Raw genomic sequence first — 25,667 nt, 5'->3', positions numbered from 1 at the left:
GCGGCGTTTCACTCCTGCTGCAGCGACAACAAGCTGCTTAATCGCCTTGATGACGGACAGGTAACACCATGACAAAAAGTAAGCAACATCGGTTGAATACTCCTTCAACCGAGGGGCACGACTGCGCCCAAACATTGCAACGTGGCCTGAGCGAACGCCATATTCAACTTATTTCCATTGGCGGCGCGATTGGTACCGGGTTGTTTATGGGCTCTGGCAAAACCATTGCACTTTCCGGCACCTCTATTGTGTTGACCTATGTGATTGTCGGCTTCTTTATGTTTATGGTGATGCGGGCAATGGGGGAGTTATTGCTGACCAAGCTCGACTACCGCTCGTTTGCCGATTTCGTTTCCGAATACCTGGGGCCCAAAGCCAGCTTTTTTCTCGGCTGGTCCTACTGGTTGAGCTGGGTGGTGACCTGTATCGCCGACGTGGTGGTGTGCGGTGGTTACGTGCAGTATTGGTACCCCGAGGTTTCCCCCTGGCTACCGGCGTTACTGACCCTTGGCCTGCTGTGTCTGTTTAATATGCTGTCGGTGAAGATGTTCGGCGAGGCGGAGTTTTGGTTTGCCATCATCAAAGTGATAGCCATTATCGCGTTGATCCTGACTGGCGCCTGGATGGTGTTTATCGGCTGGACCTCGCCGGACGGTGTTAAAGCCTCGGTGAGCAATATCACCGACCCCAATATCTTTATGCCGCACGGTATTTTCGGTTTCTTTGCCGGCTTCCAGATTGCCATTTTCTCCTGCACCGGTATTGAGCTGCTGGGCACCATGTCGGCCGAAACCAAGGATCCGCAAAAGGTTCTGCCGAAGGCCATCAACGTTATCCCGGTGCGGATTATCATCTTCTACGTGTTCTCAATGCTGGCGATTATCGCAGTGACCTCATGGAGCCACGTCTCACCAGACAGCAGCCCGTTCGTCATGTTGTTCGACCAGGCCGGTTTGCCCGCGGCGGCGGCGGTGATTAACTTTGTGGCGTTGACCTCGGCGATGTCTTCGGCCAATAGCGGCGTTTATTCCAGCACCCGTATGCTGTATGGCCTGTCGATGGAGAAACACGCCCACGGGCAGTTCAAAATACTGTCCCGCACCACGGCGATCCCGATCCGCAGCCTGATGTTCTCCTGCTTTTGCATGGTGGTGGGCACCATGCTGTTGATCCTGATGCCGGATGTTATGACGCTGTTTACCATTGTCTCGACCGTGGCGGCGATACTGGTGGTCTACAGCTGGGGCATGATCCTGGTGGCTTATCTGGTCTACCGTAAGCAGCAGCCCGAACTGCACGCGCGTTCTACCTTTAAGATGCCGGGTGGGGTGATCATGACCTGGCTGACGTTAGCGTTCTTCGTTTTTACGCTGGTACTGATGATTTTCGACCGAGATACGCTGATTGCGTTGTGCAGTATGCCGCTGTGGTTTATCGCTCTGGCGCTGGTGTGGCGTTTCAGAGTTAAAAATAGCCTGACGCAGGAAAACTACGTGTTTTACCAACGTAGCCATGAGGCTGAGTAGTCAGCATTGGTTAAAGCGTAAAAAAAAGCGAGGGCGCCCCCTAAGAAGCCCTCGCCAAAAAGCAGGATAACCCGCCCGGGTCTACCTAAAACGATTTAAACGATAAAGTCGGCATTGGCATGACCGACGATGTGGTACTTGTTGGACAGCACATACCTATATGTAAACTCATCATGTGAATAAATTAATCAAGCTGTATCTATAACCGTTACTAGGTGCATTACTTTACATCTTCTTTGTGTGTGATTTTTTATGCCTTTTATTTTAATTTTAACTCTTTATTTTATAGGGTTAATTTTTTATTTTTTACTTGTGAACGTTAACGGTGGTTACTTGTTGTGGGCTTGGAGTATAGCTTTGTGTTATTAATTGATCGATGAGTTTTATATATCCATTACCCGGATGAATCTAATTAAAAAACATATAATCACGAACTAAAATCCGATTTTAAATATCAATAAAACTGGCGTAATAGTCAACTGTATTTCCCATGAGATAGTTAACTGGAAAATACGAATTTAAGTCTTTTTATTAAAATAATCATCAATTTTAATTATTTAACACGCAGCCATTTAACTTCATAAATTACATGGCCTTACCAGGTAGGCAAGGATGCATTATGGAAGAACCAAAAGTGAATAGTGATAGGGTGAATTCCCCTCCGGAGATGGATACCGGGCTTATTTGTCTGGTGATGTTAGCCCGGTTTCACAATATAGCCCTTTCGCCAGAGCAAATCTCACACCAGTTCGCTACCTCTAATCAAGGGGTGACGCTGAATGAATTGCTCTTGGCTGCCCGTCAATCGGGGATAAAGGCCAGGGTCGTTCACATCAAGGTCGCCAGACTTGAACACACACCCTTGCCCGCCATTGCCATTGATCGGGATGGGACATTTTTCATTTTAGCCAAGCTGGATCAGGGGCAAGCCTTGATCCAGGATCCGCGCTCGGGGCGACCAGAAGTGATCAGCGTCGAGGCATTTGAACAACGCTGGACGGGGAAACTGGTCCTGGTGCGCTCCAGTAACGTTCTGTCCGGTGAACCCTCGCGTTTTGACTTCACCTGGTTTATCCCGGCGATCGTCAAATACCGCAAATTGTTGGGGGAGGTATTACTGGTTTCTTTTGCCCTGCAGCTGTTTGCACTGGTTACACCTTTGTTTTTTCAGGTCGTCATGGACAAAGTGCTGGTACATCATGGCCTTACCACGCTTGATGTTATTGCTACCGGGTTGTTGAGCATCATGCTTTTCGAATCGGCCCTGAGCGGTTTGCGCAGCTACGTGTTTGTTCATACTACCAGCCGTATCGATGTGGAGCTGGGGTCAGGGCTATTTCGACATTTGGTTAATTTGCCGCTGGCTTACTTCCAGGCCCGCCGGGTTGGTGATTCGGTTGCCCGGGTACGTGAACTGGAAAACATCCGCAGTTTTCTCACCGGCAACGCCATTACGCTGATGCTTGATGTCCTTTTTTCTCTGGTTTTCATTCTGGTAATGCTCTTTTACAGCGGCTGGCTGACCCTCGTTGTGCTGGTGTCCTTGCCGCTTTATGCCCTGGTCTCGATGTTAGTGACGCCTTTGTTGCGTAAAAGGTTGCAGGACAGTTTCACGCGTAGTGCCGAGAATCAGGCGTTCCTGGTTGAAACGATAAACGGCATCGACACCCTTAAGTCCATGGCAGTAGAACCCCAGGTGGTTCGCAAATGGGAAAGCCAGATGGCGGCGTATGTAGCCGCAGGATTCAAAACACAGACCTTATCTACTCTCGCTAATGAAAGCGTCTCACTTATTGGCAAATTGGTGACGGTAGCCACTCTCTGGCTTGGGGCCCGCCTGGTGATAGAGGGGCAACTGTCTGTGGGCGAGCTGATTGCGTTCAATATGCTGGCGGGGCGTGTCAGTGGTCCGATCATGCGGCTGGCACAACTGTGGACCAGCTTTCAACAAACCGGGGTCTCGGTACAGCGACTGGGGGACATTCTCAATGCCCGGACTGAGTTGTCTCAGGCGACTCGCAGCGCCGTCCCCCCACTTAAGGGGCGGGTAGAGTTTGAACAGGTGCATTTTCGGTATCGGCCCGACGGATCTGAGGTACTACGTGGCATCAATTTGGTGATTGGTGCCGGAGAGATCATTGGTGTGGTCGGTCGTTCCGGTTCGGGCAAAAGCACCTTGACCCGTTTGTTACAGCGACTTTATGTGCCGGAACGTGGGCGGGTGATGGTTGATGGCATGGACTTGGCCTTGGCCGATGTGTCTTCGTTGCGCCGGCAGATTGGTGTCGTGCTGCAGGACAACATGCTGTTCAACCGCAGTATTCGGGAAAATATTGCGCTGAGCGATCCGGGTGCGCCACTCGAGGTGGTAATGCACGCCGCCAATATGGCCGGTGCCCATGAGTTCATTCTGGAACTGCCTGAAGGTTACGACACCATGGTGGGTGAACACGGGGCATCACTTTCGGGTGGTCAGCGCCAGCGCGTGGCCATCGCCCGGGCCTTAATCGGTAATCCGCGCATTTTGATTTTCGACGAAGCCACCAGTGCACTGGATTATGAGTCTGAGCGGGTGGTTCAACAGAACATGAAAAGTATCTGCCAGGAACGCACGGTCATTATCATCGCCCACCGGTTGTCAGCGGTCCGCGATGCTCATCGAATTCTCGTTATGGAGTGCGGGGAGATCGCAGAACAGGGTACTCACGCCGAGTTATTGGCTCGCCAGGATGGGCACTATTCTCGGCTGTATCGTATGCAGCAGGGTTGACAAGTCAGCCGTTCGACCGGCGGCCCCCGCAGCAGGCGGGGCCAGGCTCAACCGACGCAGATTCAAGGAGGAAACTTTCTCATGAGTGACACGTTTTCTTTATACCAGCGCTATCGCCACGTATGCCTTCAGTCTTGGCGACGACGTAAAAGCATGGATGTACCACCGCGCCTCGCCCATGAATTACAGTTTTTGCCTTCGGCATTGGAACTGCAGGAAACGCCGGTTCATCCGGCCCCGAGAGTTTTCATCTGGAGCATCATGGGTTTTGCCGTATTGGCATTGCTCTGGGCCTGTCTGGGCCACATCGAGATCGTGGCGGTTGCTCCGGGAAAGATCGTCCCTAATGGTAAAACCAAACTGATCCAACCGAGTGAAACGGCGGTGATCAGAGCAATTCACGTTAATGACGGCCAAGCGGTGAAAGCAGGGCAGCTGTTGGTTGAGCTTGATCCTACGGCGGCTGGAGCCGACGTCAGCCGGATCCAAAGTGAACTGCTGGCAGCCCGTATCGACAGTGCGCGAGCGGCGGCTATGCTCGATGCGATTAATCAGCAACAGGTTCCCGCGTCACTGGCAGGGGTGATTGCCAAAGCAAACCCTGAGCAGGTGCTTAGCGCCGAGCGCTGGCTTCAGGGGCAATATCAGGAATATCACAGCAGCCTGGCGTTGGCGGCGACGGAAATCCACCAACGCAGCGCGGAAATCCAGTCGGCACAGTCCCAGGTCGCCAACCTGCAACAAGCATTGCCCATTGCGATGCGATTAGCCAGGGACTACCAGCGATTATTGAAGAAGCACTATGTGTCGCAGCATGAGTACCTTGAAAAAGAACAGGTGCGACTGGATCTGCAACGTCAGTTACGCGTGCAATAGGCCAGCGTGTTGCAGTATACCGCCGCCCTGGACGAGGCGCGTCGTCGTCAAGAAAGTGTAGTTGCGCAAAACCGCCGCGCGATGCTCGACCTGCAGCAAGAAGCCAACCAAAAAGTGGAGGTTCGGCTTCAGGAACTGTCGAAAGCGGACTATCAAAAAAAACTCACCCGGCTTAAGGCCCCGGTATCCGGCACGGTGCAACAACTGGCTATACATACCCTTGGCGGCGTAGTGACACCGGCCCAGTCGCTAATGGTCATTGTACCCGCAGACCAACCGGTAGAAGTGGAAGCGATGCTGGAAAACAAGGATGTGGGGTTCGTCCACGTCGGGCAAGCGGTCACCGTTAAAGTGGAAACCTTTACCTTTACCCGCTACGGCACCATCGAAGGCGAAATTATCAACGTGTCGAACGACGCCATCGAAGATCAAAAGTTGGGACTCATTTATAGCAGTCGTATCCGGTTGAAGTCCGATCACGTACAGGTCAATGGTCGGCGAGTGGGACTGTCGCCAGGCATGCGGGTCACGGCAGAAATAAAGACCGATCAGCGTCGGGTGATTGATTATTTCCTGAGCCCGCTAACAAGGTCTTTGAATGAAAGCCTACGCGAGCGTTAGGTAACCGCTAATGGTCAGAAGGGCCATTTATTACTGTGGGGTAGCAAGATGAAGGGAATAAGGATAAGAGAAAAATTAATGGATTATCGTCGATTGCTTATTCTACTTTGCTGCATAGGATTAGTGGCATGCAATGAACCTGTCGTTCAATACAAACGTATCTATGTCTCGCAGATAGGTCAGTCCGTCGAGTTCCAGTTTGACGTCAAAAAAACGGGAGATTATCAGTTTGCCTTGCTGTTTTCCGCTTCTGAAGAGAAAGAAAATAGTGAAGAAAGAAAGTTGCAGATTAATCTGTTCGGTGATGAACAGAACGAGGGGGAGAAAATCCCGATTTCATTACGTCTGGTCAAAGACGGTAAGCTATTTTCAGAGGAAGTGATTGATAGTTCAGGCACTATTGGCAGAGATAAATTCTATCGTGGATATGAGACAAATACTGTCTTAGTCAGGAATATTAAAATAATAGATTTACCTCCTGGTCATTACTCGGCGACGATTGGAGTTATTAGCGACACGCCAGATTTTGATTATGTTAGTACTTTTGCCATGATGCTTGATGTCTCCCCGAAAAACCTTGCTCAGGTTAGTAAACAAAATAAGGCAACAGCCGAAAGATTGAACAGCGAGTGGCATACTGACTGGCGGTTTGCGAAGTGGTTGGCGCAAGGGGTCTACTGTATTGCTTTCTGCGGTGACTCACTCAATATTTTTCAGCCGATAGATATCTCTCAGTCGAGGCAGTCCGTCAAAATTGATTTTAAGGTCAATAAGGAAGGACGTTATCAGTTTGCTTTGATGTTTGACAAGAACACAGAAAACCATGAAGAAATGTTCAGGCGACTTAAATTGTTTGGGGGTTTTAACAATAAAGGGGTTGTTATTTCAGTTTCATTTAAACTGCTAAGAAATGGCAGGATTTTTTATAACAGAAAAATAAATTCTGCGAGGTCAAATGGAAGTCGTTCCGTTCATGTGGAAGAGAGGTCAATATATTCTTCAGAGAGAGTTGTGAGAATACTTGAGTTGTCGCCAGGCCATTACTCAGTGACGATCACTACGCTAGGTAATACGCCGGAATTTATCGGGATAGAGAGTTTTTTTAGCGTTACTGCTGTCTATTAACAAGGAGTGTAAAAGATGAAAAATAAATATACCGTAACTTATAAAGTGGCAGAGAGAGGCTCCACGTATACGTACCAAAAAGATACTGAAAAAAACAAGGCGGGAAGCTCCCATCCTTCCCCCGGTGGTCATATGTGGTATGTCTTCAGTGATGGCAATGGCAAAGAGGAAAGTTACGGCTTCGAGTCAGTGAACGGTAAAGTATTTGACGTGGGGAAGGTAACTCAAGACGATAATGCCGCATACCAACAAACTTCATATGAGGTGACTATCGCGCTGACGGCAAACCAATATAATAAGCTAAAAGCCTTTTCAGAAGAACCTTGGCTGGCCGGGTTTAATGATAAAAAATATCGAGCCACTTATAATAGTTGTGTGGATTTTGTATATTATTCATTAAGGGAGATTGGGTATAATGGCCGCCGATTTGAGGGGAACCTGTTTCCTAATGATAATGCTGTCATATTGAAGTCAATACTAACAGCGCAGGGCGCCACTATCATTCGTGATGACCTAATTCGTAATGGTGACCATTATGAAAAAAGAAAATTCAATGATTCATTACTTACTCCAGAGTGGCTCAAACCTATAGATAATGTAGGGACAACTCCTGATGTACCGAAAAACCTGATTAACATAGAAATCAATCCATCCCCGCAGGCGAAGCAACATATTCAGGGCGAAAACAAAGCCCAGCAGGATGCCGCCAACGGCTATATCCAGAATGCGGCGACCCACAGCATTTTTGCCATTGGAGGAATGCTCGATCAAACGGACTTTGCTTCTACTCAAATGGCCAGCCTGGCCAGTGGAGGCATTCGACCCGGTGAAGTGCAGCTGGATCCCAACGCCCGGCCCAACAGCTATTTGTCGCAGTTCTACCAAACGCCCGACGACAATTATACCGACTCCAGCCTGCGCAACGCCGCAACTTTGAACGGATTGTCGGCCATGATGACGTTCAACACCTATGTTGATCCGTTGCTACTGGATTTAACCGGCGATGGCGTGCGCATGACCGACATCGCTGACGGTGTGCTGTTTGACACCGACCACAGCGGTACGCTTAAGCGCAGCGGCTGGGCAGACAGTAAAACCGGCATGCTGGTGATCGACGATGGCAGCGGCCAGATAACCGATGTCAGTCAAATGTTCTCCGAGTATTACGCTGGCAAGGCCGGTGTCGGTGGCGCAGCAGGCGAGCGAAAATTCAAGGATGCCTTCGGTGCCCTAGCCAGCGAAGATGCCAACCGGGACGGGGTGATTGATCATAACGATCCGATCTGGAGCAAACTGCGGGTCTGGGTCGACGGCACTCAGGATGCGAAAGTCGATGCGGGCGAACTTAAAACGCTGGCAGAACTGGGGATTAGTCAAATTAGCGTCCGGGCTTCCGACAAAAGCGAAATTCGTGACGGTAACCGGGTTATTGCCAGTGGCACCTTTACCATTAACGGCAAAACTCAGGAAGCATTGGCCGTCGACTTCCTGGGCGATCCGGTCAGCAACACCCTTACTCAGCAAGGTACCGGCACGCGGGTAACTTCCACTACTGAGGGTGTCACCACCACGGCTTATGCCAGCCAGAGCAAAACCGCAGAAACCCTGGATGCGGCTGAATTGGGGGTAAACAATCTGTATGGCGGTAGCGGCAATGACAGATTGATAGCGGCCAAAACCGGCAGTTGGCTGGTCGGCGGTGCCGGGAGCAATACTTATATCGGCGGTACCGGCGATGACGTATTTGTCATCAGCGCTTCAGACAAAACGGAAAATATTAACGGCAACGGTGGCCGGGACACGGCAATCATTGTCGGTAAACAAGGCGTCGAGCTGAACATGGCTCAGGCCGGTTTAACTATCGCCCAAGGCGGAGGCGGCAATGACATAATCAGAAGCGGCGGGGCCAATGGCGTTTTTATCAAAGGGGGCGCTGGCCATTCGACGCTGGTAGGCGGTATGGGTAACGACGTGCTGGTCGGGGGCAGTGGCCGCAACACCCTGATTGGGGGGAGCGGTAAGTCGGTTATTTACGCCGGGCCACAGGGGGACACCATTTATGCGTCCGAAGGCGGCAGCATCATTCACGCCGGCGGCGGGGCCGATATGATTTTCGGCGGTTTTGGGAATGATGTTATCGAAGTCGGGCAGGGTAATGCCACCATTGACGGCGACGGCGGAGTTAATTTGGTCAGCCTGCATGGCAAACATGGCGACTACCGTATCACCCGTACCGCTGAAGGGTATCAAGTGGTTGATAAAGTGGCCGATCGTGACGGCACAATAACGCTGAAAAATATCCAGAAACTCAATTTCTCGGACATTTCTGCCGTTGATTTACAAACCCCGAACCCAATGCCTGTCGAGGATGTTCTCACTCACGACCAGGCCGGCAAGGTGTTCGGCCGCACACAGCCCCATCTGATTGCCGCAAAGAGCCTGCTGGCCAACGACCAACATCTCAATAGTCAGGGTGCCTTGCGCATTGCCAATGTCGGGGATGCTATCGGCGGCAAAGTCAGCCTCACTGCCCAGGGCGATGTATTGTTTACCCCTGATGCCGCTTATACCGGTCTGCTGAGTTTCAAGTACGGTATCGTCGATGCTGCCGGTCATATTTCCGCCTCTGTCGTGGATCTGGACAGCGGACAAACTGCACCGATGCGGGCCGCCGTCACCTTATTGACTCCGGAAGTGCCCAGTGATCCTCTGGCTGCGCAGCAGTGGTATCTGAGCGACACCCACATTCTGCCTGTCTGGCAAGACTACAGTGGCAAAGGGGTGCGTATCGGACAGTTCGAGCCGGGCGGGCAGTTCGCCACCGCGCCAGAAATATTTGATATTAATCACCCCGATCTTGTCGCCAATGTCGACAAAGCCTGGCTACAGTCTCAGCAGGACAACGGCACTTTGCCGAGTCTGGTCTCCAACCACGCCACCATGGTGGCCGGGGTGATGGTCGCAGCGAAGAATGATAAAGGCGGCGTCGGGGTAGCCTATGGCGCTACGCTGGGGGCCTATTATCTGGCCAATAGCGGTGCCGACCTCGCGGGCTTGGGGCATATGGTCAGTTTTGACGTTGCCAACAACAGTTGGGGGTTCACCAACGATTTTGCCCTCAGCAGTTTTCAGGACGGTGCAATAAACACGGCTTCTTCATTGAGCATGAATGCGCAATACGCAGCGGCCAATGGTCGTGGTGGGTTAGGCACCGTTATCGTGGCGGCCGGGGGTAATCATCGTGCAGCCGGTGGCAATGCTCAGGGGTCATTGACCAATAACAATCGCTTTTCCGTGGAGGTCGGTGCGATCAACGCACAGGGCGATTTATCGACGTTACAAATTGGCTCTTCACCTTTCTCGAATCCGGGGGCCAGCCTGTTGATTTCTGCGCCGGGCAGCAATGTCGTGTCCACCAGCCATATGCTGAAAACCGAGCGAGGCTCCACCTTCGGTAATGACTACACCAGCATGCAAGGCACCAGTTTTGCTGCGCCGATAGTCTCCGGTATTGTGGCGCTGATGCTGGAGGCCAACCCAAACCTGGGCTATCGGGATGTGCAGCAGATCCTGGCATTGTCGGCGCGCAAGGTTAACGATCCCGCTACGCAATGGAACGACAATCACGGCCGGAGCTGGAATGGCGGCGGGATGCACACCAGCCATGACTACGGGTTTGGTGAGGTTGATGCACGGGCTGCGGTTCGCTTGGCAGAAGCCTGGATGACACAAAGTACGGCGGCAAACGAGCATGTCTATAGCGCTTCCAGCGGCCCCGTGGCGAAAACCCTGGCGGCGGGGGCAACGTTAACCTCGTCCATCGCCATGAATGCCGGTTTGAATGTCGAACATGTTGAAATCGATTTTGATGCCCAGGTGGGCCGCCTTGGCGATCTGACGCTGAAACTGATCTCTCCTGAGGGTACCGAAAGCCTGTTACTCCATCGTCAGGGCAAGGTTCCAGACGGCATGCCGGGGGCCAGTGCGACCGACATGGGAAGCAGTCAATCGGGAAAATTCAGATACAGCTTTATGTCGACCCATGATTTTGGTGAACGTTCGGTAGGAAACTGGACCCTGCAGATGACCGATGCAAGCTCAGGACTACCGGTCACATTAAATGCCTGGTCGCTACGTTTGTACGGCAGCAAGAGCACCGTGGATGACACCTATTTTTACACCGACGAATATATCCAGTCGGTAGTTGGGCAGGCCAATCGCGCAGTGCTGGACGACGCAGTCAATGGTGTGGCAGGGGGGCGTAATACTCTCAATGCGGCAGCGGTTTCCAAAGATACCTCGGTTAACTTGTTGACCGGTGTTGCCAGTATTGGCGGCGGCGCGCTGACGATAAAAAATCCAACCAGCATTCAGAACATCGTTACCGGTGATGGCAACGATACGCTGGTTGCCGGTCATGCTGATGCTTTGCTTGATGGTGGACGTGGGAACAACTCGCTTGCAGGCGGCGCAGGCAAGGATTTGTTTGTGGTTCACCGTCGTCAGGCCGGTAGCGATGTTATCCGTCATTTTGAGGCCGCTCGTGGAGAAATCGTCAATCTGGTTGGCTTTGCCGGGAAAACTTTTGCCGATTTGGTGCTAAAGCAACAGGGGGCAGATGTGAAGGTCGAGCTGGGTAAAGGCCAGAGCATCATCCTGAAAGGCCAGACACTTGATGGGATCCATGCGGGGAACTTTAGCTTCCAGGACAGCTTTATTGCGCCGTTGGCTTACACCAGCAGTGATACCTCAACGCACCAACCACAAGAAGGCCTGGGTACCGTGATCCTCAACGGCGGTGGCAAGGGCGTCCTGCTCAGTAGCGATGCTCAGGGGCGGATGGTATTTAAGCTTAATGGGAAGATTTACAGTCACGATAGCGCTGCAAAGAACGTTTTTGTGGTGGCAGAGCAGCCTGGGGTCAAAAATTACCAAAACGCTTTGCGTGGTTTCCGCCACGGCGTTGATAAAATTGATTTGCGACAGACCGGTATCACGGATTTCAGCCAGTTGAACATCACTCAAACCAACCGTGGCACGATCAACGGGCTGTCACAAATTCATGGCGTTGACGTTAGTTTCAAGGGTGGTGGCGAGTCAGATGCCATGGTGAAACTGCTGTATCTCGATGCCCTGGAAACATCACAAATCAATGCGGCTGATTTTCTTTTTGCGGTAGCTGCACCGGATATCGTGCCAGCGGTAAGCCCTTTGGTAACGCAAGTCCCCGAACCACCAACGCTGACGGCGACCGAACCCGTGGCACCAGTCAATCCCGTGATACCAAGGTTACCTCCCATGGTCGTCGATAAGCCTTTGGTGCTGCCTATTGAGTTTACACCGGTTAAGCCTATCGAGTTGGCGCCGGCTGAGTCGATGCAAATTGAGAGGACGCCAATCCCCAAAATTGACTCCAGTAAGTGGGAGCGGATAGAACCAATCAGCATCAAACGAGCAGAGTGGGTGGAGCCAATCAGCGTCAAACCCGTTGAGTTAGAGCCAATTGCATGGAATACCCCACCGGGCATCCAGGTAGCTGAGCCAGAAGTAAAACCGACGTTAGTGTCTCTGGATGCCAATAGTATCAGGATCAAAAAATCCTTTGCCGATCTCACCTTGGGGGACGAGAGTAAAACCATCAGCGTTGAGGCGTTCGGCAGCACGGTGGTGGCAGGTAACGGTGATAACAAAGTCAAAGTGTCGGGTTCTTGGGCCAAGATCACGCTAGGTCAGGGTAATAATCTTGTTGTCGGTGATATCGATAAACTCACTGTCGGCGATGGCAATAATACCATCGCAAACAGCGGAACCTTTACCAAAGCAACGTTGGGCAATGGCAACAATACGTTTACCAGCAGCGGATCCTTTACGGAGGTGACGTTGGGCAATGGCAATAACACCCTCACTAGCAACGAAAGCTTTGCGAAGATGACGCTGGGCAATGGCAACAATAACGTCACCTGCAGTGGATCTTTTGCGGAGGTGAAGTTGGGAGATGGCAATAACCATGTGCAGGTCAGCGGTAGCATGTCGAAGATAGAAGTCGGGCATGGCGTCAATAATTTAGAATTTAAAGTCAGGATGGGGAGTCTGCTGTTTGGAAAGGACATCAGCCCCGACCGTCTGTGGTTCCAGCATAAGGAACTGGAACTGCAGATTTCAGTGATAGGCAGTAAGCAGGAGGTTAAATTACAGAATTGGTACGCCAGTTCCCCCGACCGACCAGGATACATTACGGCCGGTGATAATCAGCGCTTAATGAGCAGCTATGTTGAAAACCTTGTCCAGGCGATGGCTGCCTTTGCGCCACCGACGTCTGCGACGCTAATGCTCGGCGATATTGAGCTACAAAGGTTGCAACCGGTGTTGGCTGCCAACTGGCATTGATCGGCTAATCCCACCGATCGCTTGTATTCCAGAATGCCTCTGATATGGTTGTTGTATACAACTATATCAGAGCGCTCATCATGCCAATAACCAATGTGGATCCGTATTTACAACCGATCAGGGACGCGTCACGCCATCTGGTGCGGGAGCTGGGTTTTATGGGCAGTACCCTGGCAGGAACCGATCTGCCGCCGTCGGCGGTGCATGCGCTAATTGAAATTGGCGACAGGCAGGTTGAAACCGCAGCCGAGCTTTGCACGGTGCTCAACCTGGAAAAATCCAGCGTCAGCCGCATGTTGAACAAGTTGATCAAAGCCGGGGAACTGGTGACTTTACCCAGTGAACGTGATGCCCGGGAAAAAATCCTGCAGTTAACGGATAAAGGGCGACAGACTCTGGCAGGAATTAACCGGTATGCCGAGCATCAGGTGCTTAACGCGCTAGAGCAACTGCCGGCCAACGCAAGCAGTGGCATTGCCCAAGGGTTACAGAGCTATGCCACGGCACTACGCGCTTGCCGTTTGGCTGACACACCGCTTTCTAAGTCGATCATCGAAATTGTCAGCGGCTATCTGCCCGGATTTGTCGGTAGAACGCTGGAAATGCACATGCAATATTATTCGCGCACGGTGGGCTTTGGCGCCTTTTTTGAAGCCACCGTTGGCGCAGCGCTGGCCGATCTCGCCGGAAAATTGTCACATCCGTTAAACCAGACCTGGTCGGCATTAAGTCGCGGTCGTATCGTCGGTTCGGTTTCTATCGATGGGGAAACCTTGGGGGATAACCGTGCCCATCTGCGCGCTTTCATTATTGATGACAGCCTGCGCGGCAGCGGTGTAGGCCGACAACTGTTGAACCGCGCGGTCAGTTTCTGCGATGAACGCGCGTTTGATGAAACCCATTTGTGGACCTTCAAAGGGCTGGATGCGGCCCGGCATCTGTATGAAAGCGTCGGTTTTACGCTGGCAGAAGAGCAGCCGGGCACACAATGGGGGCAGCCCATGACCGAACAGCTGTTTATTCGCCGTCAGGCTGCCCGAGATTGACGTATTGGCTACGGCGGTTGGCATGTTGGCAGGGTGTGAGCACGGCTGGGGATACCACTGGTAGGGGTGTGTTACCCTGTTGTTAATGAATAATGCCCGTAACCTATCCTGGCGGGCCTACCAGGGGAAAAACGTGTCTTCAATCGTTGAATTATTAAAACTGCATCCGGTGATTGCCGCGGTAAAAGATAATGAAAGCCTGCAGGCGGCGGTGAAGTCGGATTGCCGGATTATTTCGGTGCTGTATGGCAACATCTGCAACATTGGGCGCATCGTGCAGCAGATTAAAGACGCCGGGAAATATGCCTTCGTTCATGTTGATCTGCTGGAAGGCAGCTCCAACAAAGAAATTGTGATCAATTTTCTAAAGATCGTGACCGCCGCCGACGGCATTATCAGCACCAAAACCTCGATGGTAAAAGCCGCGCGTCAGCAGGGGTTCTATGCCATTCATCGGTTATTTATCCTCGACTCCATCTCCTTTCATAACGTCGACAAACAGGTGGCGCAGTCGACGCCGGACTGCATTGAGATCCTGCCGGGTTGTATGCCGAAAGTGTTGGGTTGGGTGGCCGAAAAGATTGATCTGCCGATCATTGCGGGTGGTTTGGTGTGTGATGAAGACGATGCCCAGACGGCATTAAAAGCCGGGGCGATTGCCGTCTCCACCACTAACCATGACGTTTGGAAATTAAAGCTTTAGTTAATCCACCAAAGGGCTGAGCGCACGTAACAAGGGATCGAGATGTGCGTTTACCCGCTGATAAACCTGTTGATTGAGTTGCTGATAAAAGGCGTGATTGGCGCTATCCGGCATAAAGCTGTCGCCTACCTTCACCAGCCTGTCGGTTGCCTGCTGATAACTGTCGAATGCGCCTACCGCCATGCCGGCATTGATGGCACAACCCACCGCGGCCGAGCCACTCATCAGGTTACGCCGTGTAGGGATGCCAAAAACGTCGGCAAAAATCTGCATAAACAGATCGCTGTTGGCACCGCCGCCGGAAATGATCAGGCTGCGGAACGGCGTATGCAGTTCCTGGGCCATCGGGTCCATATGGTTCTTCATGGTGAAGGCAATCCCTTCCAGAATGGAACGATACAGATGCGCCCGGGTATGACGGCCGTCGAAGCCGATCATCGCGCCTTTGCGGAACTCTGCTTCAGGTGGTGGCGCCCAGTCATGCACGGTGATTAATCCTTCACAGCCGGCAGGCACCCGTTCTGCCTCCTGGTTCAGCAATTCCTCAATGCTGACTCCGGCGTCGTCAGCGGCAGACAGCGCGGCTGCACCAAACTGATCGCGAAACCAGCTTACGGTCCACATACCGCGCCGCACGCCCATACATTCATACAAATAGCGGCCAGGGATCGAGGCCTGGAACGGCCAGAAATGCTGTGCGTCTTTCACATTGGCATGGCCATGCACCATAGCGCCAATATAGGTCCCCAGAGAGATCAGTGCGACGCCGGGTTCCAGCGATCCGGCCCCCAGGGCTTCTACCGCCTTATCGTGTGCAGTGGCCACCACCGGGATACCGGCAGGTAAACCGATTTGTTGGGCTGCGCGTTCGCTGAGCCGACCGAGAATTTCACCCGGTTTGACAACCTCAAACACCTGGTCGCGTGTCAGGTTACAACTTTGCCAGACGGCCGAGTCGGTGCTCCAGTCGAGTCGGTCATTGTCCATCGGCCACCAACCAATGTAGTTGGCACAGGTATCTTTGAACTCGCCGGTTAGCCTGTGGGTGATATAGCCGGAGGTGGTAGTGATATAGCGCACGCCCCGATAGGCATCAATATACTCATAGGGTTTATTCAAGCGCTTATCCATCCAGTTGATCACTGGGTAGGCCAACTCTCCATTTTCTTTTAACAGCGCACGGCAACAACGGATGATGCAGATCCCCATCGAAATAATATCCTCCGGCTGGCCGCCATGATCGGCAAAGCGCTGCATGACCCGACGGAAGGCCACTTTTAAGACATCCCACAGATCGTCATCCGGGTGCTCCGCCAGCAGCGGTGCCGGTATATCCAGCTTGCGCAGTGGCTGCTTGCCTTCGCAAATCACCTTGCCGTCCAAATCAAAAATAACCACTTTGGCGCTCTGGGTGCCCACGTCCACACCCATCAGATACTTCTTCTTCATGTTATGACTCCTTAAGGAAAAGGCATTATCCGATCGCCGGTTTTGTGGTTATGGTTTTCGCGTCGGCAGTTTTGATTTTGTTGAACAACAGATAAGTAAACACTACCACCAAACCGGTAGCAGCCAGGCCCATCAGCCACATATTGCGGTAAGCCTCGGCGGCGGGCAGGGTATCTTGCCAATGCCCGACTAACGGATAGACAAAGACATCTGGCAGGAAGCCGATCACCGAACAGATACCGACGGTGGTACCCATAATGAATTTGGGCGTACGGGCCTCGCCAATGCAGGCGAAATACAACCCACGCGAGGCATAACAGGCAAAGGCCAGCAGTAGAATCAACCCGATGCCTACAGCGACCGAAACCGGCTGTTGATTGGTGAGCAGCAATGCACCCAGGGTGATCAGGCTGACCAATGCCAGCAACTGGATCACCCGGGTAGGTGATTTCAGCCGGCTGTGGCTGGTGATCAACCCCCCAAGCGGACCGCATACCGCACGAAATATCTTGTTAATGACAATGCCCATATAGCTGGCGGCGACCAAGGTCATACCGTACATTTCGGTCAGATAGTTGGTTGAATAACTCAGGATGGCGTAGATGGTGTAAACGCCGAAAATGATCATGCTGCAATACCAGGTGGTACTGACTTTCAGCACCTTAAGGATATCGCCGAGGCTAAACTGGCGTACAGGTTCAGCGCTGTTTGCCGCCTGCGGGACGCCTTCGCTGACAAAACACCAACACAGAATGCCGAGCAGAATATACACGCCGCTGTAAATCAGGATCACTGCTTTCAGGCTGTCAGGATCTTCGGGGCTGAACATGGAGAATACCCACATGGTGAAGACCGCCAATGTCATGACGCCGACACCGCGTAAACCTTCCATCCAACCCATGATTTTCCCCTGTTCCTGGTGGTCGCCAAGCAGCGATGCTGCCTTGATGGAAACGGACCACAGCAACAGAATGGTGGTAATGGCGAATGCCACCTGGATCAGGATCATCATCCAGAAGGGAGGGTATAACGCCATCAACCCACCCAGTAACCCGGTAGCGATCATGGCGAAAGTCATGGTTTTACGATGGTCGAACTTGTCGGCGATAATACCGCTAGGGGCATAAAGAATAATGGCGGCAATACCGAAGGTACTCATGATTAACCCTATTTCGGTATTGGAAAAGCCCATAAATTTCGCCATGGGAATTTGATAAATATAACGCAGATAGGCCAGATCAAAGCTCACGCCGCCACTGATACTTATTATCGCCAGCGTTAACCAGCGGTGGGTATTGGTTTTTTTCATGCGGCACCCTGTTAAAAATTAAATAAAAAAAGAGAAAAGCAGGCTCCCCGCATTGCGGGAAGTTACTTTTCTCTTCGGCTCATTCAGTAACTGCACTAACAAATAGCACGGTGATACTAATAATAAAAGCGACCGCCATCACAAAAGATTAAAGTTGGGTTACCCGGTTTTTTAATAAATTAATTGTTTGGAATGATGTTAGACACTGTATTTTAGGGATGAAATGATTTTGTGATGTAAGTCACTGAATAGTCCTGGTGGGCCATGTTAGCTTGCTCCTCAGTTACTAGAGCCGATGAGAAAAGTAACTTCTTTGCTACACGCAGAGGAGCTTACTTTTCTCATTTTTTTTTGCATTTTTTTCAGGCTAAGGAGTTAGTACATGTCACTGGATAAATTAAATGCGTTCTCACTGGATTTCTTTTCACTGAAGGGAAAAACGGCAATTGTCACCGGCGGCAACAGCGGCCTGGGGCAGGCATTTGCCGTAGCACTGGCCAAGGCAGGCGCCAATCTGTTTATTCCCAGCTTTGTGATGGATCAGGGACAAACCCGCGAAATCATTGAGCAACAGGGCGTTCAGGTTGAGTTCATGCAGGTCGATATTACCGAGAAAGGCGCTCCCGCAAGGGTTATTGCCCAATGTCTGGCAAAGTTCGGTGGTGTAGATATTCTGGTCAACAATGCAGGCATCTGTAAATTGAACAAGGTGCTGGATTTTGGTCGTGGTGACTGGGATCCGATGATCGACATCAATCTGACTGCCGCCTTTGAAATGAGCTATGAAGTCGCAAAAGTAATGATCCCCAACCAGCAGGGCAAGATCATCAATATTTGTTCGCTGTTCTCTTATCTTGGCGGGCAGTGGTCACCGGCTTATGCCGCCACCAAACACGCCCTGGCCGGATTTACCAAAGCCTATTGTGACGAGCTGGGCCAATATAATATACAGGTCAACGGTATTGCTCCTGGTTATTATGCTACAGATATCACCGCTGAGACCCGTAGTAATCCGGAAACCAATCGCCGGGTACTGGAGCATATTCCCGCCAATCGATGGGGTGATACTCAGGATTTAATGGGGGCCATGGTATTTTTAGCCAGCAGGGCGTCTAATTATGTTAACGGCCATTTGCTGGTGGTAGACGGTGGTTATCTGGTTCGTTAAATAAGCGGGACTTCCCATTTCATCTCAAGCAACAAAATTTATATTCTTATTATCAGGAAGGAATAATCATGTCTCTGACTCGTGAAGCTATTGTCGCTCATTTAAAAGAAATCGTTGGCCCGGCACGGGTGATTACCGATGAAGAAGTGCTGAAAAAAAATAGCGTAGACCGCTTCCGCAAATATGCTGATATCCACGGTGTCTTCACCCAGCCGTTACCCGCCGCGGTAGTCAAACTGGAGAATACCCAGCAGGTGTCAGACGTATTGAAGTTTATGAATGAAAATCACATCAACTGCGTACCACGGACTGGCGCGTCAGCCACTGAGGGTGGGCTGGAGACGGTGGTGAAAAACTCGGTGGTGCTGGATGGTTCAGGGCTGAACCAGGTGGTCAAGATTGATATTCGCAACATGCAAGCCACGGCCCAGTGCGGCGTCCCGCTGGAAGTGCTGGAGAATCAGTTGCGGGCTCAGGGTTACACCACCGGGCATTCACCGCAGTCCAAACCGCTGGCGCAAATGGGCGGGCTGGTCGCGACACGCAGCATTGGCCAGCTGTCTACGTTATACGGGGCAATAGAGGACATGGTGGTTGGACTGGAGGCGGTCTTCCCTAACGGTACCATTACCCGGATCAAAAACGTGCCGCGCCGGGCGGCCGGGCCGGATATTCGTCACGTGATTATCGGCAACGAAGGGGCGCTGTGCTTCATAACCGAAGTGACGGTGAAAATCTTCAAATACACGCCGGAGAACAACCTGTTTTACGGCTATACCCTCGATAACATGCAAACCGGTTTCGACATCCTGCGAGAAGTGATGGTTGAGGGTTATCGCCCGTCGATCGCCCGGCTCTACGATGCCGAGGACGGCACCCAGCATTTTACCCATTTTGCCAAAGGGAAATGTGTGCTGATTTTTATGGCTGAAGGGGCAAAAGGGATAGCACAGGCGACCGGCGCGGGCATTGAGGCGATCGTACAACGCCATGCCGAATGCCATAAGGTGGACAGTAAACTGATTGAAGCCTGGTTCAATAACCTGAACTGGGGGCCGGAGAAGGTAGAGGCCGAACGCGTGCAGATCATGAAAACCAACAATATGGGCTTCACCACCGAGGTTTCCAGCGACTGGGCGAGTATCCATACCATCTATGAAAACGTGATCCGTCGGATACGGGCCGAATTCCCCCCTATTGCTGACATCACCATGCTGGGTGGGCACTCGTCCCACAGCTATATCAATGGCACCAATATGTACTTCGTTTACGATTACAACGTAGTGGGTTGTAAGCCGGAAGAGGAGATCGACAAGTACCACAATCCTTTGAACAAGATTATCGTCGAGGAAACCCTTAAACAGGGCGGTTCAATGGTGCATCACCACGGTATCGGCAAGCACCGTACCCACTGGACCAAAGACGAGCACGGCAGTGCCTATTACATCCTGAAGGCGTTGAAAGAGGTTTACGATCCTAACGGCATCATGAACACCGGCACCATTTATCCGCTGGAAAAATGATTTGGCTGATGGCCCGGTTTACCGGGCCTGAACATTATTCGATATGTGCACTAAAACCAGACTGCCCAGGGGCAATAGCCGGTTTCAGGGTTAATGCCGGGATCTCATATTCTCCCGCATTCTGTCGACGGAAGGGGATCGGTGCGGTGTCCGTCAGGTCATCGAGTCGTTGGCCCAGAGCGCTGCCGATCTCGGCAAACCGGGTTTCATCAATCCGACCGGTGCGATAAATGACAAAGGGTGGCAACACCTCGAAACCGGGGTAATGCAGGATGCCATGCTGGATAGGGAACAGAATGTCATCGATCGGGCCATTGATGCCGCGTTCGGCATAATGCGATTCCCAACCGCCGGTGGTGACAATCAGCATCGCGCGTTTGCCGGCCAGGGTACCTTCGCCATAGCGGTCACCCCAGCGTGAGTCAGAGTGCTCCCCCACGCCATAGGCGAATCCGTAGGCATAGACGCGTTCTACCCAGCCTTTAAGGATTGCCGGCATAGAAAACCACCACAGGGGAAACTGCAGGATAACCGTATCGGCCCACAGTAATTTCTCCTGCTCCAGCTCAATGTCTTTGCTCTGTAAGCCATGGGCAAATGCATGTTGGGAATCACGCGAGGGATCAAAACGATCCCCGGGTTGCGCTGTACTGTCGGCGGCATCAAGCGTGGCTTTCCACTGCATGGCATACAGATCGGATACCTGTACCTCGTGGCCGGCAGCTTCAAGCCGTTGGACAGAAAAATCCTTCAGTGAGCCATTCAATGACTGCGGTTCAGGGTGAGCATAGACCAGTAAAACATTCATAGTGTGACCTCCATGGGTTGATGAAGGTCAGGGTAGGCGGATGTCAGGTATACTGGAAATGAATTTCTAATATTACAGGTATTACCATGAATAATATCAGACGCCTGGATCTCAACCTGCTGGTGACGCTGGACACCTTGCTGGCCGAGCATAATGTGACCCGGACGGCGCAGCGATTACACCTTTCGCAGCCTTCGGTCAGTGTGCATCTTGCCAAACTCAGAGATATTTTTAACGACCCCTTGTTGATGCCGGGGCCACGCGGCATGCGGCCGACCACCCGGGGTGACGAGCTGCGTGAGCCATTACGCCTGGCGCTTGAGGCTCTGGAACGTGCGGTATCACCGTCGGAACCCTTTGACCCAAGGGTGGCGGACAATACCTGGCGCGTGGCGGCTTTCGACTACGGTGAGTCGACCATTGTTCAACCGGCGTTGCTCGGGTTACGGGCAGCCGCGCCGCACAGTCGACTGGCGGTGATCGAAACCGTGCCTTCACGCATTGCCAGGCAGGCGGAACAGGGAGAAATCGATCTGGCCTTTCATACTCGAGAAGGTTCACCGCCCAATTTGCGACAACGCATTCTATTTAGCGAACGCTATGTACTGGTCGGGCGTGCAGGGCACCCAGAATTGCAAACACCGCCGTCGCTGGCCCAGTTTTGCGAGCTGGAACATGTAATGGTTTCACCGGACGGCGGGGGATTTTTCGGTATTACCGACAAAGTGCTGGCGGAAGCCGGCTTAACCCGGCGTGTGGTGCTTTCCGTTCCGCATTTTCTGTTTGTGATGTCGGTGCTGGCAAATTCAGATCTGGTGGCGATGCTGCCTTCACGGCTGGTACGCAACAATAGCTCGCTGCAGGTAGTCGAACCGCCGGTCGAGGTGCCGGGGTTCGAAATGACCATGCTGTGGCATGAGCGTTCTCACCGCGATCCGGCACATCAATGGTTGCGCGAGCATATCGTCGCCGCGGTAAGCTGAGGGAGTCAGGGCTGCTGGGTGTATTTCAACAAACCGCCCTGGAACAACAGAATCAGCGTACGAACCAACAACAAGCCAATCAGGATATTACTGAAGACAAAAAGCGGTAATGCGAGCGCAGACAGTATCCCTTCATGGCTCGCATGCCCCAGATGCAGAGCGGTGGTAGCCAGAGCAGAAAGGCCGAACGAAAAGCTCCAGAATGAGGCATTAAAAGGCCCCTTCAGATACCAGGGAAGCAGGCGGATCATAAATAACAACTGCAGCAGACCATAGCCGAAAAGCATTTTGGCCAGCACATCGGCCTCACCGCCATTCACGGCCAGCCAGGCACTGCAAGCCACCAGTGCGGGGGCCAGTTGGATACCGAGAGAGATCCGTACCGGTTCCGGCATTTCGCCCTGACTGCGCAGGCGATGTAAAATGGCCGGTTCCAGGCTCAGCCAGGAAAGAACACCGGCGCCCAAAAACAGCAGGCCCAGATCCTGATACCCCAATGCGCCGCAGGCCATGCAACTGATAAAGTTGTTGGCGACCGTTGGCAAGTAGAGCCCGGGCGTGGTGGCCTCACCAGGGTGCGTTCCACGCCACAGGCCGGCACTTTGCCAGGCGGCATAGCTCAGTTGTGCCAGAGCGCCCACCACGAACAGTGCCACGGCCAGTGAACGCCACCAGGGCACCACGCCAATGGCGACCAGTAGGGTGGTTGCCGGGAACAAACTGACATAGCTACTCATCAGCGGGTGGGTGATTTCGGCTTTTACACTCTGGGGGAAGCGCAGCAGGCGGTATAAAAAAGCGCAGGCTAGCAGAAACCACAGGGTGATCGCGATGACCACTAACGCCTCACCGATGACAGCGGGGACAGGCAGGATGGTGGCCGCATAACGCCAGCCAAAACCTGCGCCAATGATGCCCAATACCATGCCAAAATAGCCTGCGGGCAAATTCAGGTAACGGGAACCCGGATTCAAATCAGATTTAATCATTTTGTTTATATTTTCAAATTTATTTTAAGCGATCTTAACGAGTTTGACGGGCGGAAGCAATAATACTTAGGGAGTGAGGACAGGCTCAGAAAGGACTTTGCCGGGCGATATATTCCACCACCCGGCCCCTTTAGTTAGAAGGTGACGTTAACCTTGGCCCAGAGAGTGCGCCCCGGTTCGTTCACCGAAGTATTCGAGGAATAGCCAAAGGTGCTGTTACCCGCCAGGTTTAGGTGCTCGCTGTAGGTTTTATTGAAAATGTTGTCCAGACCGGTACTGAGTTTGACCTGCGGACTCACCTTGTACGCCACATTGGCGGAAAGCACGCCAAAGCCCGGGCTGTCGGCAAAGTCTTTACCCACCACGTTGCCCTGATTGATCGCCACGCGGTGCTGGCTGCTGACCAAACGCCAAAGGCCGGTACTGCTCCAGTCCCCACGTTCGTAAGTTAAACCCAAACGCGCTTCCAGCGGTGGAATTTGCGGCAGTGGTTGATGGTCCGTGGTGTTTTTACCCCAGGCATAGGCCAGGCTGGCATCAGTTTTCCAGTGCTCGGTCAGCTGATAACCCATGCCCATCTCACCGCCCATAATTGTCGCGTTGACGTTATCGGCCTGGCTGATGCGGGCGTGGTTGGGATCGTACTTGAACAGGATAAAGTCATTCACATGACCCAGATACGCTGAAACCCAACTGTTAAAACGTTTATCCGTGTACTGAGCACCGATATCGATCTGCGTGGTCTTTTCACTCTTCACACTATCAAACGGGCTCTTACTGCCGTCCGGCCCAAGTGTCGGGGAGAACAACTCCCAGTAGTCAGGGAAACGTTCGGTATAGCCTATACCGGCGTAAACCATTAACGGCATGCCGGCAAGCGTATGCTCTATACGGGTAAACCCGCTCGGCAAGGTGTCGGAACGTTCGCTGTCATTAGCGGATTTATAGTTATCTACCAGGCTACGATCAAGGCGTGCACCACTGATGACTTTGCTTTGTTCGGTTGCGGTCCAGGTCAACTCGCCAAAAGCGCCGTAGTTATGGAATTGTGCATCTTTTTGCCAGGCATCCCCCTGTTTATTACGGTGGGTGTTGGTCTGGGTATCCATACCGCTTTCCAACTTCAAATCGTCCCATAGGAAGGTGCCCATCACGCGCCCGCCGACGGTGCGGCGATCCAACTGCATCGTCATCCCCATATTCATGTGTCCCATGCCCATATGTCCCATCGCCATGCCGCCCTGACCGGGGGAACGAAGGGTAACGTTATCCATAATATGGTTGGCGTAGTTGTAATAAACCTGAGCTTCTAGCTTATCCAATACCTCGCCGATGTTGGATTTCTCTACTCGCATACCCAGGCTTTCACGTTTGAATTGTGAGCCATCCATGCTGCGTCCGGCATAGCGCGCTTCGCCATTACCCCGGCCCATGGTCACCTCCAACAGGGTGTCACTGTCTGGCGTCCAGCCGAGCGCCAAATCGCCATTCCATTTATCCCAGCGCGAAGGGACGCGTTGGCTATCGCCGTCCTGATAATCATTGGAACGCGATTTATTGCCCATCAGACGCAGATAGCCTTGTTCGCCACCCAGGCTGGCATCGATGTTTTCATCCCAGCGCCCGTTAGAACCGGCCAGCAGACTGGCATTTCCCTTGATACCGGGCTGTTCAAAGCGAGGGCGTTCACGTTCAAAGCGCACCGTGCCTGCCGAAGAACCGGCCCCCCAGAGCACCGTTTGCGGGCCTTTGGTGATGGTCAACAGATCGTAGCTTTCTGGTGAAATGTACGAGGTAGGGGCGTCCATTCTTGCAGGACAGGCACCTAGCATTTCGCCGCCGTCGGTCAGGATCTTCAGTCGTGAGCCAAACATGCCGCGAAACACCGGATCGCCATTGGTGCCACCGTTACGGATCTGCGAGAAGCCTGGAATGGTTTTCAGGTAATCCGAACCGTCACTGGCCGGCACCGGCTGACGCGGCGTTTTCGGTGATGTTACAATGGTCATTGGTGAATAGAGTGGCGCCGTTACGGTGATCACGTCGCCATCATTGGCTTTGACTGCAACCTCATGCTGGTGCGGTTCAGTGGCATGAGCGCTGAAGGTGGCCAGGACAAACAGTGGCATCGCCGCAGTAATATGCAGTGGCAGAGGGCGTTTTTTATAATTCTTGGTTGTACCAAACATCATCGTTCCTTAATGTAAATTTTGACGCTAAAAATATGTTCACATCGCAACCGGCTATTATTTAGGCGCAGTAACACCCGGAGCATCATGCCGCCGTAAATAGGGGTTGGGTTCCGTCATGACGAATCAATAACGCCAATCGGGTTGCGATGAATAATGTTCTGCAGCCGTAAATATGACAGGCGTGCGTCAACC

14 protein-coding genes and 1 pseudogene are annotated in these 25,667 nt (G+C 52.4%); 10 read left to right on the top strand and 5 right to left on the bottom strand.

Annotation, left to right across the window (positions count from 1 at the left end):
* Positions 1–68: 68 nt before the first annotated feature.
* The 7 genes and pseudogenes from NHG65_RS13150 to NHG65_RS13120 all read left to right on the top strand — a co-directional run bounded on the left by NHG65_RS13150 (position 69) and on the right by NHG65_RS13120 (position 15,054).
* Entirely contained in the window at positions 69–1,526 is a 1,458-nt protein-coding gene (locus NHG65_RS13150) for an amino acid permease (RefSeq protein ID WP_499182278.1), read from the top strand.
* Positions 1,527–2,145: 619 nt separating this feature from the next.
* Positions 2,146–4,296: a type I secretion system permease/ATPase gene (locus tag NHG65_RS13145; RefSeq protein ID WP_099062072.1), complete on the top strand. Its 2,151-nt coding sequence runs from the start codon at positions 2,146–2,148 to the stop codon at positions 4,294–4,296.
* An 81-nt stretch (positions 4,297–4,377) separates the two neighbouring features.
* Positions 4,378–5,793, top strand: a pseudogene (locus tag NHG65_RS13140) (HlyD family type I secretion periplasmic adaptor subunit).
* Between the two features lie 78 nt (positions 5,794–5,871).
* Positions 5,872–6,918, top strand: coding sequence for a DUF5625 family protein (locus NHG65_RS13135; protein ID WP_157765414.1), 1,047 nt, complete (start codon positions 5,872–5,874; stop codon positions 6,916–6,918).
* Positions 6,919–6,933: 15 nt separating this feature from the next.
* Complete coding sequence (locus tag NHG65_RS13130; protein WP_499182277.1) at positions 6,934–13,305, top strand: SPM autocatalytic domain-containing protein; 6,372 nt, start codon at positions 6,934–6,936, stop codon at positions 13,303–13,305.
* An 80-nt stretch (positions 13,306–13,385) separates the two neighbouring features.
* Positions 13,386–14,351, top strand: a complete 966-nt coding sequence (locus NHG65_RS13125) for a bifunctional helix-turn-helix transcriptional regulator/GNAT family N-acetyltransferase (protein ID WP_237520810.1) — start codon at positions 13,386–13,388, stop codon at positions 14,349–14,351.
* Positions 14,352–14,484: 133 nt separating this feature from the next.
* Positions 14,485–15,054: a glycerol-3-phosphate responsive antiterminator gene (locus NHG65_RS13120; protein WP_232518967.1), complete on the top strand. Its 570-nt coding sequence runs from the start codon at positions 14,485–14,487 to the stop codon at positions 15,052–15,054.
* Here the strand turns inward: NHG65_RS13120 and NHG65_RS13115 are convergent, their stop codons facing one another.
* Positions 15,055–16,503, bottom strand: a complete 1,449-nt coding sequence (locus NHG65_RS13115; protein ID WP_099062066.1) for an FGGY-family carbohydrate kinase — start codon at positions 16,501–16,503, stop codon at positions 15,055–15,057.
* Between the two features lie 25 nt (positions 16,504–16,528).
* The gene (locus NHG65_RS13110; RefSeq protein WP_099062065.1) at positions 16,529–17,812 is read right to left on the bottom strand and encodes an MFS transporter; all 1,284 of its coding nucleotides are present in this window, start codon (positions 17,810–17,812) and stop codon (positions 16,529–16,531) included.
* 382 nt (positions 17,813–18,194) lie between these two features.
* Between NHG65_RS13110 and NHG65_RS13105 the strand changes: the two genes are divergently transcribed.
* Both NHG65_RS13105 and NHG65_RS13100 read left to right on the top strand, forming a co-directional pair.
* Positions 18,195–18,980, top strand: a complete 786-nt coding sequence (locus tag NHG65_RS13105; protein WP_099062064.1) for an SDR family oxidoreductase — start codon at positions 18,195–18,197, stop codon at positions 18,978–18,980.
* 68 nt (positions 18,981–19,048) lie between these two features.
* Positions 19,049–20,503 carry an FAD-binding oxidoreductase gene (locus NHG65_RS13100; protein WP_099062063.1) on the top strand — a complete coding sequence of 485 codons (1,455 nt, stop codon included), beginning with the start codon at positions 19,049–19,051 and terminating at the stop codon, positions 20,501–20,503.
* Positions 20,504–20,537: 34 nt separating this feature from the next.
* On the opposite strand, the gene NHG65_RS13095 is transcribed toward NHG65_RS13100, so the two are convergent.
* Positions 20,538–21,311, bottom strand: coding sequence for an NAD(P)H-dependent oxidoreductase (locus tag NHG65_RS13095; protein WP_283603282.1), 774 nt, complete (start codon positions 21,309–21,311; stop codon positions 20,538–20,540).
* Positions 21,312–21,397: 86 nt separating this feature from the next.
* Between NHG65_RS13095 and NHG65_RS13090 the strand changes: the two genes are divergently transcribed.
* Positions 21,398–22,294, top strand: coding sequence for a LysR family transcriptional regulator (locus tag NHG65_RS13090; RefSeq protein WP_499183452.1), 897 nt, complete (start codon positions 21,398–21,400; stop codon positions 22,292–22,294).
* 5 nt (positions 22,295–22,299) lie between these two features.
* On the opposite strand, the gene tehA is transcribed toward NHG65_RS13090, so the two are convergent.
* Positions 22,300–23,283: a dicarboxylate transporter/tellurite-resistance protein TehA gene (gene tehA, locus NHG65_RS13085; protein WP_207976767.1), complete on the bottom strand. Its 984-nt coding sequence runs from the start codon at positions 23,281–23,283 to the stop codon at positions 22,300–22,302.
* A gap of 134 nt (positions 23,284–23,417) precedes the next feature.
* Positions 23,418–25,472 carry a TonB-dependent copper receptor gene (locus NHG65_RS13080; protein WP_499183478.1) on the bottom strand — a complete coding sequence of 685 codons (2,055 nt, stop codon included), beginning with the start codon at positions 25,470–25,472 and terminating at the stop codon, positions 23,418–23,420.
* Between the last annotated feature and the right edge of the window lie 195 nt (positions 25,473–25,667).

This window comes from Serratia myotis (assembly GCF_027474885.1).
GTDB lineage: Bacteria > Pseudomonadota > Gammaproteobacteria > Enterobacterales > Enterobacteriaceae > Serratia > Serratia proteamaculans.
This window is presented reverse-complemented; position numbering and strand designations above follow the sequence as displayed.

What these genes read in the sequence shown, in the direction of transcription:
- NHG65_RS13150 (WP_499182278.1), top strand. Translation starts at nt 69, where the DNA reads ATGACAAAAAGTAAGCAACATCGGTTGAATACTCCTTCAACCGAGGGG.
- NHG65_RS13145 (WP_099062072.1), top strand. Translation starts at nt 2,146, where the DNA reads ATGGAAGAACCAAAAGTGAATAGTGATAGGGTGAATTCCCCTCCGGAG.
- NHG65_RS13135 (WP_157765414.1), top strand. Translation starts at nt 5,872, where the DNA reads ATGGATTATCGTCGATTGCTTATTCTACTTTGCTGCATAGGATTAGTG.
- NHG65_RS13130 (WP_499182277.1), top strand. Translation starts at nt 6,934, where the DNA reads ATGAAAAATAAATATACCGTAACTTATAAAGTGGCAGAGAGAGGCTCC.
- NHG65_RS13125 (WP_237520810.1), top strand. Translation starts at nt 13,386, where the DNA reads ATGCCAATAACCAATGTGGATCCGTATTTACAACCGATCAGGGACGCG.
- NHG65_RS13115 (WP_099062066.1), bottom strand. Translation starts at nt 16,503, where the DNA reads ATGAAGAAGAAGTATCTGATGGGTGTGGACGTGGGCACCCAGAGCGCC.
- NHG65_RS13110 (WP_099062065.1), bottom strand. Translation starts at nt 17,812, where the DNA reads ATGAAAAAAACCAATACCCACCGCTGGTTAACGCTGGCGATAATAAGT.
- NHG65_RS13105 (WP_099062064.1), top strand. Translation starts at nt 18,195, where the DNA reads ATGTCACTGGATAAATTAAATGCGTTCTCACTGGATTTCTTTTCACTG.
- NHG65_RS13100 (WP_099062063.1), top strand. Translation starts at nt 19,049, where the DNA reads ATGTCTCTGACTCGTGAAGCTATTGTCGCTCATTTAAAAGAAATCGTT.
- NHG65_RS13095 (WP_283603282.1), bottom strand. Translation starts at nt 21,311, where the DNA reads ATGAATGTTTTACTGGTCTATGCTCACCCTGAACCGCAGTCATTGAAT.
- NHG65_RS13090 (WP_499183452.1), top strand. Translation starts at nt 21,398, where the DNA reads ATGAATAATATCAGACGCCTGGATCTCAACCTGCTGGTGACGCTGGAC.
- tehA (WP_207976767.1), bottom strand. Translation starts at nt 23,283, where the DNA reads ATGATTAAATCTGATTTGAATCCGGGTTCCCGTTACCTGAATTTGCCC.
- NHG65_RS13080 (WP_499183478.1), bottom strand. Translation starts at nt 25,472, where the DNA reads ATGTTTGGTACAACCAAGAATTATAAAAAACGCCCTCTGCCACTGCAT.